The organism is Pedobacter sp. W3I1 (assembly GCF_030816015.1).
Taxonomy (GTDB): Bacteria; Bacteroidota; Bacteroidia; order Sphingobacteriales; family Sphingobacteriaceae; genus Pedobacter.
Map to the genome: position 1 here is coordinate 4,124,323 of NZ_JAUSXN010000001.1, position 11,070 is coordinate 4,135,392.

Annotated in this window: 10 protein-coding genes; 6 read left to right on the plus strand and 4 right to left on the minus strand. The window is 37.9% G+C overall.

Translation table 11 applies throughout. The annotated features are described in order from the left end of the window. Positions 1 to 132: 132 nt before the first annotated feature. Together QF042_RS16880 and QF042_RS16885 are read right to left on the minus strand one after the other, a co-directional pair. Positions 133 to 894 (minus strand): LytTR family DNA-binding domain-containing protein, encoded by a 762-nt coding sequence (locus tag QF042_RS16880; RefSeq protein ID WP_307530480.1) that lies wholly within the window; start codon positions 892 to 894, stop codon positions 133 to 135. After that, entirely contained in the window at positions 875 to 1,894 is a 1,020-nt protein-coding gene (locus QF042_RS16885) for a sensor histidine kinase (RefSeq protein WP_307530482.1), read from the minus strand. The genes QF042_RS16880 and QF042_RS16885 overlap by 20 nt, the downstream gene beginning before the upstream one ends. Positions 1,895 to 2,215: 321 nt before the next feature. Between QF042_RS16885 and QF042_RS16890 the strand changes: the two genes are divergently transcribed. From QF042_RS16890 to QF042_RS16905, 4 genes are all read left to right on the plus strand, one after another. Then, positions 2,216 to 3,823, plus strand: coding sequence for an ABC-F family ATP-binding cassette domain-containing protein (locus tag QF042_RS16890; protein WP_307530485.1), 1,608 nt, complete (start codon positions 2,216 to 2,218; stop codon positions 3,821 to 3,823). Between the two features lie 3 nt (positions 3,824 to 3,826). Next, positions 3,827 to 4,414 carry a TetR/AcrR family transcriptional regulator gene (locus QF042_RS16895; protein ID WP_307530487.1) on the plus strand — a complete coding sequence of 196 codons (588 nt, stop codon included), beginning with the start codon at positions 3,827 to 3,829 and terminating at the stop codon, positions 4,412 to 4,414. 635 nt (positions 4,415 to 5,049) lie between these two features. Beyond that, positions 5,050 to 6,099, plus strand: a complete 1,050-nt coding sequence (locus QF042_RS16900; protein ID WP_307530488.1) for an alpha/beta fold hydrolase — start codon at positions 5,050 to 5,052, stop codon at positions 6,097 to 6,099. Between the two features lie 45 nt (positions 6,100 to 6,144). Further along, positions 6,145 to 6,603, plus strand: coding sequence for an organic hydroperoxide resistance protein (locus QF042_RS16905; protein ID WP_307530489.1), 459 nt, complete (start codon positions 6,145 to 6,147; stop codon positions 6,601 to 6,603). Positions 6,604 to 6,675: 72 nt separating this feature from the next. Here QF042_RS16905 and QF042_RS16910 read toward each other — a convergent pair whose 3' ends face one another. Continuing rightward, on the minus strand, positions 6,676 to 7,143 hold the full coding sequence (locus QF042_RS16910; RefSeq protein ID WP_057934832.1) for an Lrp/AsnC family transcriptional regulator: 468 nt from the start codon (positions 7,141 to 7,143) through the stop codon (positions 6,676 to 6,678). A gap of 791 nt (positions 7,144 to 7,934) precedes the next feature. Between QF042_RS16910 and QF042_RS16915 the strand changes: the two genes are divergently transcribed. Together QF042_RS16915 and QF042_RS16920 are read left to right on the plus strand one after the other, a co-directional pair. After that, positions 7,935 to 8,441, plus strand: a complete 507-nt coding sequence (locus QF042_RS16915) for a hypothetical protein (RefSeq protein ID WP_307530491.1) — start codon at positions 7,935 to 7,937, stop codon at positions 8,439 to 8,441. Then, the gene (locus QF042_RS16920; RefSeq protein ID WP_307530493.1) at positions 8,429 to 9,184 is read left to right on the plus strand and encodes an oxygenase MpaB family protein; all 756 of its coding nucleotides are present in this window, start codon (positions 8,429 to 8,431) and stop codon (positions 9,182 to 9,184) included. The genes QF042_RS16915 and QF042_RS16920 overlap by 13 nt, the downstream gene beginning before the upstream one ends. A 152-nt stretch (positions 9,185 to 9,336) precedes the next feature. Here the strand turns inward: QF042_RS16920 and QF042_RS16925 are convergent, their stop codons facing one another. Beyond that, positions 9,337 to 11,064 carry a RagB/SusD family nutrient uptake outer membrane protein gene (locus QF042_RS16925; protein WP_307530495.1) on the minus strand — a complete coding sequence of 576 codons (1,728 nt, stop codon included), beginning with the start codon at positions 11,062 to 11,064 and terminating at the stop codon, positions 9,337 to 9,339. Between the last annotated feature and the right edge of the window lie 6 nt (positions 11,065 to 11,070).

The window sequence follows — 11,070 nt, forward strand, 5'->3', positions numbered from 1 at the left end:
GGAAGAACCAGACAGGAAGCCGGTAAGTAAGACAGAAGTACTGACTGGATATTCCTAAATAAAAAGGCCAGAAAACAGATATCCGTTTCTGACCAGGCTTGTTACCATAAAGCAAATAAAGATGGGTTTTTCTTATCTATCTTCCATCCAGGAAAGAAAAGCAGGCGTTTTTTCTTTATTAATCAGCAACTTATCCGGAGTTTCAATCACCAGTTTAACAAACAATTTCCTTAAGAAATAATGTTCTATCTCCTTAATGGCTTTAAAGTTCACTAAATATTGACGGTTGACCCTGAAGAATTGTTTAGACGATACCAATGCCGTAATCTGATCAAGAGATTGACTTAATGCAAACTCCTGTTTATCGAAGCACATAATGGTCGAAGCATCATTCCTAATATAAAAGAAAGCAATATTCTCGGTTTGAACAGTGGTGTATTTTTGGTTTTTAAACACTAAAAAGCTCTCTTTTCCTGCTGGACTGCTCAATTTTATCAATAAATTACTTAAATCGGGGATTACCTTTTGCTGAAAAAAATTCTGCAAACCGTCTACCTTTTGAAAGGCCTCCTGAATATCTGTTTTGGAAAATGGTTTTAATACATAGTCTATCCCATTGCGTTTAAAAGCTTCTAACGAATATTCATCAAAGGCCGTGCAGAACACAATGGGGCTATTTACTTTGACCTGTTTAAATATTTCAAAACATAATCCATCTGCCAATTGAATATCCATAAATATTAAATCGGGCTGTGGCTGTTCTGATAATGCTTTTACAGATCCTTCAATACTCTGGTACTGCCCTACTATTTTAACATCGGGCCTCAGGCTCAAAATTATATTTTCGAGTGATTTAGCTGTTTTCAGCTCATCCTCAATGATGATGATGTTCATGAATTAATGGGAGTTTAATTTTAAAAATTTGGCCATTATTACTAATTTCAATTGGCTTTTCCAGAAGGTGTTGATAGCGCAACGTAATATTTTTCAGCCCTACACCCAATGAGTTGTTATCGGCTGTTTTTAAATGTATAGGGTTTTCCAAAACAATTTGCCCTTCCTGCGCATATAAACTGATGTGCAAAGGTTTATCCAACGAAACTACATTATGTTTGATACAGTTTTCGATTAACAGCTGCAGCGTAAAGGGTGGAATTAAGGTGTGTAATACTTCTTCATTTAAAGTAGAAGTAAAGGTGAAGCCGCCATCAAACCTTGCCTTTTGTAAAAATAAATAAGCATTCAGTATTTCCACTTCTTCCGAAACGTGAATCAGGTCTAATTTACGGCTCTCAAGCGTATACCGATAGAAATTAGAGAGCTTAAGGATAAAATCAACGGCTTCTTCATCACCGGTTTCGACCATAGCCTTTAGTGTATTGAGGCTATTAAAAAGAAAATGAGGATTAACTTGTTGCTTAAGCAATTCGTACTGAGCGCCCAAACTATCATTTTTGATTTTCTCCAATTCCATGTTCACCTGCTGATTTTCGTAGTTTTGCTGTAACAGATGGAGGAACATATAAAAAATTAAATTGATCAATATCCCCCTTACCTCGACCATCAACATCACCGGACCAAAATTAATGTGCGAAAGGATCAATTGCTGAATCCACGCCAGGCAAAGCATAACCCCAATACCAATTAAAAGACTTTTAAATAACCTGGAGTAGGAAATTCCTTGTTTGCCAGGCTTGTTGCTCTTTCGCGAGAGCATAAAAATATTTAAATACCACATTAACAAGGCAAACACTGAGGTGATGCCAGCATTAACAGCGGCTTCGGCAGCATTAAAATGATGCTCAGCTATTTGCGGAACAGAAGATAAAAGCCCAAGAAAAATGGAACTTACCCAGATAATAGCAGGTGAAATCTTTAAAGGGCTTTTAGTCATATCAATTTTTAGTCTGGCTAATTAAGGTGGGCTGAATAATCAAAAATAATAATTTATTACGCTTAAATTTAAAAGAATATGATGGCTGCATCCCAATCTAAACCATATACGCCTCTTCATTTTTTACCTAAAGTAATCACGCAAATCTTGTAGCGAAACAATTTCAAGCCTGAACCAGACAGATTCGGCGCTGAAATAGACAATACTAGTTTTAAATCAGGTTGAAGAGTTAATTTTTTATTTAAACAATTTTGTTAAACAAAAATATTAAAATAATTATATTTGCAACGAATTTGTTTTTAGCATTCAAGAATAAAAAATATGAGTTTAATCATCAGATCACTTAGTTATGTCCATCCTGATAGAGAAAAGCTTTTCCACGAATTAAATTTAACAGTAGGTAAAGGTGAAAAAGCAGCCTTGGTTGGGCTTAACGGCATGGGAAAATCGACCTTGCTGCAGCTTATTGCAGGTATAAGTTTGCCCACATCAGGAGAAATTATCCGCCCGGAAAGTTCCTGGTATGTACCCCAACACCTTGGCCAATACGATCATTTATCTATCGCTGAAGCATTAAAGATAGATGTAAAACTCAATGCTATGCAGGCCATTCTTAATGGAAGTGTAGATGCAGGTTATTTTGAAGATTTGGATGATGATTGGGAAGTTGAAGAAAAACTGGAAATGGCCCTGGCGAAATGGGGCATCGGGCATTTTAGTGCGCATCGATTAATGGGAACATTAAGCGGTGGCCAAAAAACAAAAGTTTTTCTTGCAGGCATTGAGGTTCATCAGCCCGGAATTATTCTTTTTGACGAACCTACCAATCATCTGGATACTAACAGCCGTGGCATGTTATACGATCTGATTACACAGCATAAAGCAACAATTTTAGCCGTTAGCCATGATAGAACGCTGCTTAATCTCCTCAACAAAACTTTAGTACTTAGCCAAACCGGAATAGAAGTTTTTGGTGGTAATTTCGACTTTTATCTGGAACAAAGACAGGAAAAAGTAAATGCTTTACAAGCAAAACTAGAAGAGCAGGCTAAAACTTTAAAGCAGAGTCAGCAAAAAGCCCGAGATATGGCCGAACAACGTCAAAAAAAGGAAGCAAAAGGTAAAAGTGAAGGACTAAGTAATTCGTTGCCGCGTATTGTTGCTGGTGGACTTAAAAGTAAAGCGCAGCAAAGTACAGCTAAGGTATTGGATGCCCATCACGAGAAAATATCAGATCTTGCTGAGCATATCAGGGAAACCAGATCGCAAATACAGCAATACCAGCAACTTCATATTAATATAGCTGCTTCCAATCTTCATCACGGTAAAATCCTGATTGATGCGAATAACATTAACTACAGTTATAATGGCAACGCTTTATGGAAAGCGCTAACTTTTCAGGTAAGATCTGGAGACCGTTTGCATATTGAGGGAGATAATGGTGTAGGAAAAACCACTTTGCTCAAGATCATTACCGGGGCTGTAGAACCTACCGAAGGTCAATATATGAGCCCGGATTTTTCATATCTTTATCTCGATCAGGATTATACCATGATAAAGCCCGATCTCAGCCTTTACGAACAGGTACAAAAATATAATCATGATGGATTACAGGAGCATGAACTAAAATCGTTGCTTATCTATTCACAATTTAGCCGGGAAATGTTTGATAGAAAATGTATAGGATTAAGCGGTGGCGAAAAAATGAAACTGGCTTTATGTTGCCTGGCAATAAGTAAACAAGCACCTGATATGCTTATCCTCGATGAGCCCACCAATAACCTCGATATTCAGAGTCTGAAAATATTAACTTCAGCAGTAAAAAACTTTAACGGCACCCTTTTGGTCATTTCGCATGATCAGCACTTTATTAAAGAAATTGGCATAAACAGCCAGATCAGTATGATTAAAAACAGCCTTCATTCATAAAAAATGCCACTTAAAAATACAGGTACAGAACAACTGATAAAAGATACCGCTAAAAAGTTATTGTTTGCCGAAGGCAAGCTCCATGCGACCACGCAAGAAATAGCTGACGCAGCTGGTGTAAACAGAACAGCACTACACTATTATTTCCGTTCAAGAGATCTCTTAATTGCAGCAGTATTTCAGGAAACGATGCAGGGTCTAAGTAAACGCCTTAACGAATGCATGGAATCTGAAATGCCTTTTAAGCAGAAAGTTGAACACCTGATCACTGTTTTTTTGAAAGATATGATTGCTTTTCCCTATCAGGAAACATTTCTGGTAACCGAAATTAATACTTTGGGCAAAGAACTTATGGGCAATATCCAAACAAATCCGGTTAACCAATTTTTAAAAGAAGTACAGCAAGAAATGGAAAAAGGTACGATCGAAAAAACAGAGCCGGCACATTTCTTAATGAATCTTTTTTCGCTCCTTTCCTATCCATTAATTATGGCTCCATTATACCAGCAGTTATTCCAAATTACAGTTCAAGATTTTAACACACTGATGTTGAACCGTAAGAAAGTAATTATGCAACTGATTTTTAATTAAGGAGAAAACAAAAAACACACTGTCATTCTGAGGCTTAATTTATTGCATAAAAATCAATATAAATGACAGTTTTTTTTTGCAAATGATAGGCTATGAGGGTCGTCATTCCCAGAGGTCAGTTTTTTTAGCAAAAAAAAGGAGTTGGGTGACAGGTAAGATAAATCGTCATCTCGACCGCAGTGGAGAGATCTTTAACCTTCCCAATAAACATAGTTCAAAGATCTCTCCACTCCGCATTTGCTTCGGTCGAGATGACGCCAATTTTAGAATCTGTCATTGGTAAATGATTGGGAACCACGAAATGCTCATCGAAGATAATCGTAGTGCAAATGCTTTAAGATTCCCGCCTACGCTGAAGACGATCACCTCATTTAAACCCGCCAATGGTAGCTTGTAGAATGGCAAATATTTTTTGTCTTCGACAAGCTCAGACTGACAACATATAAATAACTTGATATTACACGGGGCAACCACGCCTTTGGATTCAATTCCAGTCCTGCTCAGGGCTAACAATGTATAGGTCAAAACCTAATTTGTCTATTTCATCCCGAAAAGGCTAATCCCCTCTTTCTAACCGCATTAATTTTGACATACCTAAGGGAGTAAAACATTAATTGTTAACAAAATTTAGAACTATGGAAAATCAAAATAATTATAGCCGCAGGCGCTTTTTAAGTGTAGCCGCACTAACTGTTGCCGTTGCCGAACTTGGAGGATTAAACCTTTTGAGTGCAAAAGAAAATGTGGAGAACAAATCCAGCAACAATTACACGCATAGCAATACATCCTTCGATACCACAAAACAAATTCATGCAGGTGTATTAAATATGGGTTATGCAGAAAGCGGACCCGCAGATGGTGAACCAGTTATACTACTGCACGGATGGCCCTATACAATTCATAGTTATGCTGATGTAGCAGCTTTGCTTTCTGCAGAAGGATATCGTGTAATTGTTCCACACTTTCGCGGCCATGGCAGTACGCAGTTTCTCTCAGCAAAAACGCCAAGAAATGGACAACAATCGGCTATTGCAGCAGATATTATTGCTTTGATGGATGCCTTAAAAATAGATAAAGCAGTAATAGGTGGGTTTGATTGGGGAGCAAGAACGGCCAACATTATAGCTGCATTATGGCCTGAGCGTTGTAAAGCAATGGTTTCGGTAAGCGGATACCTTATTGGAAGCCAGGAGCTAAACCAAAAACCTTTGTTGCCAGAAGCAGAATTATCATGGTGGTATCAATTCTATTTTGCTACAGAACGTGGTTGTTTAGGTTATGAAGCTAACCGAAAAGATTTTGCGAAACTGATCTGGCAAACCGCTTCTCCGGAATGGAAGTTCACTGATGCCGTTTTCGAAAAGTCAGCAGTTGAATTGGATAATCCAGATCATGTTTCCATTGTAATCCATAACTACAGGTGGAGATTAGGGCTGGTAGAAGGAGAATCTCGATATGATAAATATGAAAAAATACTGACCACATTTCCGGCAATAACCATTCCGACCATCACACTGGAAGGTGATGCCAATGGTGCTCCACACGGCAATCCAAATAATTATGCAGCTAAGTTTAAAGGCAAATATGCACACTACAACTTAAGTGGTGGCATTGGGCATAATCTTCCGCAGGAAGCACCTAAAGCATTTGCAGACGCCATTATCCAGGTGGCAATGATGGCTTAATAACATCTCATAAATTCAAATATTCACAATAAAATTTCAAAAAAAATGGAAAATCAAAATGCAATTGAATCAACAAATACTTTAAATGTAGTCATTAACAAAGTACTTTATACTGGAAAAGTTCATGTAAGTGGTGGCCGCGAGGGCTTTGCAAAAAGTAGCGATGGAGCGCTTGACACCGCATTATCATCTCCTGGCAGTGCTGGAAAAGGAACAAATCCTGAACAGTTATTTGCTGCAGGCTGGGCTGCATGTTTTATTGGCGCAATGAAACATAATGCTCCTCAACTTCAAATTGCACTTCCTGCGGATGCTGCAATTGATGCAGAAGTTGATCTGGCTTTGACTGATAGTGGTTTTAGCCTTCAGGCAAGGTTAAATGTAATTTTACCCGGACTTACCTACGAAGAAGCAAAAACAGTAGTTGAAGTGGCGCATCAAACCTGTCCGTACTCTAAAGCTACCCGTGGTAATATCAATGTACAGATCAACGTGGCAATATAACCTGGAATAAGCAGAAAAGCACTCCGATTTAAACGCGGGGTGCTTTTTTGGTTTATAAATTTAATGATCTTGTTATACAGGTAAAGCGGTTTCGCGTTTTGCCTGCGTAATGACAAGTGAGCTATTGAGGGTACCGATATTATCCAAACGACCAAATTTGTTGATTAGAAAATCATTATAAGCGATCATATTTCTTGCAACAACCTTTAACATAAAATCAAAGCCTCCTGTGGTATGATAACATTCCAGTACTTCATCCAGTTTGCTTACCTCCTGCTGAAATAACCTGAAGGCATTAACAGAGTGATTGGTAAGCTGAACCTGTAAATAGGATATCATACAGTTCTCGAATTTATTGGGATCAATTAATGCCACTACCGAAGAAATGAATCCTAAACGTTCTAAGCGTTTTACACGTTCCTGAATGGGCGATTTTGAAAGATGGAGCATAGCGGCCAGTTCCTTATAGGTTAGCCTTGCATCCTTTTGTAAAAGTGTTAAAATATCTCTATCTGTTTGGTCAGGGGTGTATAATTCCATTATAGTGGTTAGTCTATTTATTTCTTTTCTAGGCTTAGTTTATAATGAATATTCAAATATATAAATACTCTCTCATTAAACCCTTAAGCGGAGCGTAAAAAAAAGAACAAAATTTTGGCAAACAGTATAATTAAAACTACCGACAGAATTAAATTCCGCAAAAACCTACCCAACAGGACATTTTCCGTATTTAGCAGACGCCTTCGTTTTAATTGTCAATGTGACAGATATTTGTTTAACGAATGAAACAGCTGCTCGAAGCAGTGCGTTGATTTAGTTTAGTTAATGATAACAAGAGCGCCAGCGCGATGCTGGCTCTTTTGCTTTTTAAAACATAAAGTTATCTTGTGCAAATCCATGCAAATAGCCTGCTATTCCACAATCTTTAAGTGCAACCTATCTTCTATTTCCAATCTCATTACAAGACAAAAAAATCCTCTTAACCTCAGTTTGGTTAAAATTTATTCATACTGACTAATTTTAAGCCTGTGAAACTAACGCGATCGTCTTGCTGTCCCGAAGCTTCGGGATCAGCATCTTTCCTGCTAGATAGACCCTGAAATAAATTCAGGGTGACGGCTATGAACGAAAAATGTCTTCAGTAGACCTTTAAAGGAATATTAATAATCGAAACGAGGTTCTTATCAAAATCTTAACTTTTTTTGGAATATTCAATTTTTAGCATTTACTTTGAAATACAAAGCACTTTACAAAACATAGAAATATGAAGCAATTTATTCATCGGGCTTATAATAACTTGAAAATCACCATTATTTAATCGGCAATCAATTATGAATACCGAAGAACAAAAATTAAGGTTACATTCAAAAACCTATGTCTGTATGATTATTATCGGACTGGCAATAAGCGGATTAACCGCTTTCCCCTTAGAAACAGAAATGGCTTATCTGGTTAAACACCGCGAAGTTTTACCAATCAACCTTCAAATCTGGCTTGGAACGGTTTATCAAGCCATTAAAACAACTAATCTTAGTTATCCGTTTTTAAGTTATGGTACAGATTGGCTGGCTTTTGCCCATATCATGTTGGCCATACTTTTTATCGGTCCATTAAAAGACCCTGTAAAAAACAAATGGGTAATCGACTTTGGTATTATCTGCTGTTTCGCTATTATTCCATTGGCATTAATTGCCGGGAACATTCGTCAAATCCCAGTATTTTGGCAAGTAATAGACTGTTCTTTCGGCATCATCGGCATTATCCCACTGATACTATGCCGCATCAACATCAAAAAAATTGAAATATTTGAAGAGCATTATGGATTATGGACTTTGTAGATAAACATTCTATTGTAAGGAAAATATGGGGCAATACAGTTGTTGTTCTTTTTATTTTTGCTGGCGCCGCGGCAGAATTTAGCCTGAATAAAGCTGTTGATTGGTTATATTTTACGGGTAAACTACCTAAAGATCCGTTGGGAAGATTGTTTTCTACAGTTGCCTATGCGCAAAAAATCGTGTTTTCCTCTTTAACGGAAGCAAACGCTGCGATAGATCAGATTACCATAATCCATCAGCATGTTGAAGCTGCAAGAAGTGCTAAAATTCCAGATTGGGCCTATAGAGATGTACTATTTATGCTGATTAACTATTCCATCAGCGCTTTTGAAGTGTTGGAAAGAAAACTCACACTAACAGAAAAAGAAGAAATATTTTCTACTTTCTATCAAGTTGGGTATCGCATGGAAATAAATGGCCTCCCTACTAATTTTGCAGTATGGCTAATGATGCACGAACAACAGCTACAGGAAAATTTGATTTATAGCTGCTTTTCTCATGATCTTTATGACCAGTACAAAAAACACCTGGGCTTTCTGAGATATTCATTAATGCGAAAAATACAAGTCCTCATCGTTCCCCTTAAAGTGAATGAATTGCTGAAGCTGGGGAATGGAAAAGCAATTAAACCCGTGCTTACTTTATACAAAATAAGCAGGAAGCTCAGGCTGAACAAACCGCTAAGAAACCTGATTCTACCGGCAGCGTACAAGGCTCAGATTTTGAGCCTCGAAGTCATTTAAAAATAATAAGAGGTTGTTTCCATAATATAGATTTGTCATCCTGAGCCTGTCGAAGGGCCTGTTAAGTACTCTTTGAGGTGTTTCGACAAGCTCAACATGACAGCATTTGAGGTGAAATCGCCATTATGATACAACCTCCTTTTATATTTTTTTTATTTCCAGTCAAAAGGCAGGACCCAATTGGCTGGATCCATTAATTTCTGTCGGGTAAGGCTTGCATTAGGGTTGCCTGCTTTTAACAGCTTTTGATAAATGCGATCAGCTAAAAATGCCGGATTGTTCTGTCTGCGGGCAATACGAACCAAATCTGGCCAGCGGTTACCTTCAAAAGCAAGCTCCAGTGCAGCCTCATCAATTAATTTACCTTCTAAGCCAACCATATCTGTCTGGTAACTCACATCGATAGCATTTACTACGGCCCTACCCCTAATGCCACAGTTACGGTACCAGGTACCCGAAACATCGTTATTTTTTCTGGCATCGAAATAATAAGGAGAGGTTTGCGGATAAGGCGTAATCATGGTATTTAACTCGGCTACTGAAACAGGTGCCTGCGCGCCAGCTGTAAACGTACCTACATAATAAGTATTCCTAATGCCAGTGTTTAACAATGCCCAACCTAATTTAGTCTGTCCATCTCTATTGGCTGCTTCCGAAAAACGAAGATGTAATAGAGGTGCCCTGTAAATGCCCCATTTACCGCCATTATCGGTGAGTTTGGTAATTTCATCACCCATAGCAGAAGTATTGAACGATAATTTGCTTCTTGGATCGAATGGAATACCGCCAGTGGTAATCTGGTTGTTCCAAAGATCTTTTATGGCCTGTGAGGGCTTAATCTGATAACTTTTTAGTGGCGAACATAAATCAATCATTGGATTTACAGGCTTAAATGCTGTATTGTAAGGCATAGACCAAAACCATTCTGAACTCCATGCACTTGATGTTGTTGGTAAGCCAAAAATAGCCCTCCAGCCTGCATCCACACTATTGATTAAACTCGTAGGATCTTGTCCGCTTCTGCTAAATAAGATGGCTAAATTAGCATAGACAGGATCTCCAGAGTTATTGATCTTATAAAAATTAAACCTAAAATTATCATTCCCGTTATTGTTTTCGGCATTCATCAGCCTGGCATAATTTTCTGCTGCTTTAATGTAATTCCCTTTCCACAAATAAAGATCACCTAACAAAAAGGCTTTTGAAGCAAACAACTTTTGCGTGCTGTTAGCATCAATGGTAACCAGCAGGGAAGTTCCTGTTGGATAAGCATAAGCTTCTTTATATGGCAGGCTTTCGTTAAAGGCAATTAATTTATCCAATAGCTGATCAAATGGTGTTTTAGGGTAATTGGCCAGGTTCTTCAAATCATCTACGGTTTCGATTGCATCGGTTATATAAGGTATGCTACCATATTGAATACCTAAATGCAGGTAAATCCAGCTTCTTAATGTGGCAATATCTGAGTAGCGTTTGTTGTAATCATCAACACTCATCCGGCGATCATCGACCATCATTTTAAAGTTTTTGAGCACATCGTTACAATTCACAATTACCTGATAATATGGTCTTGGATCTACATATTGATTGTTTTTCGTTTCCGTATGTGATGACAGTTCCTGCAATTCGGTACTTGATTTGGAGGTAACATCCATTAAATCGCCACGCAACTCATTCTGCAGGATATATAGTTTTTCCAGCCCCAAAAACTGACCGTAAATACCGATAACCGCAGCATCTGCATCAGATACTGTTTTAAAAGCATTTACACTATCTAACTTATCTTCGGTTGGTACATCAAGCATTTTTTTGCAAGACCACGAACCTGCTGATAAAATACCCAATAGCAAAAGGGATGCAATTTTTTTATTTATGTTCATTTTCAT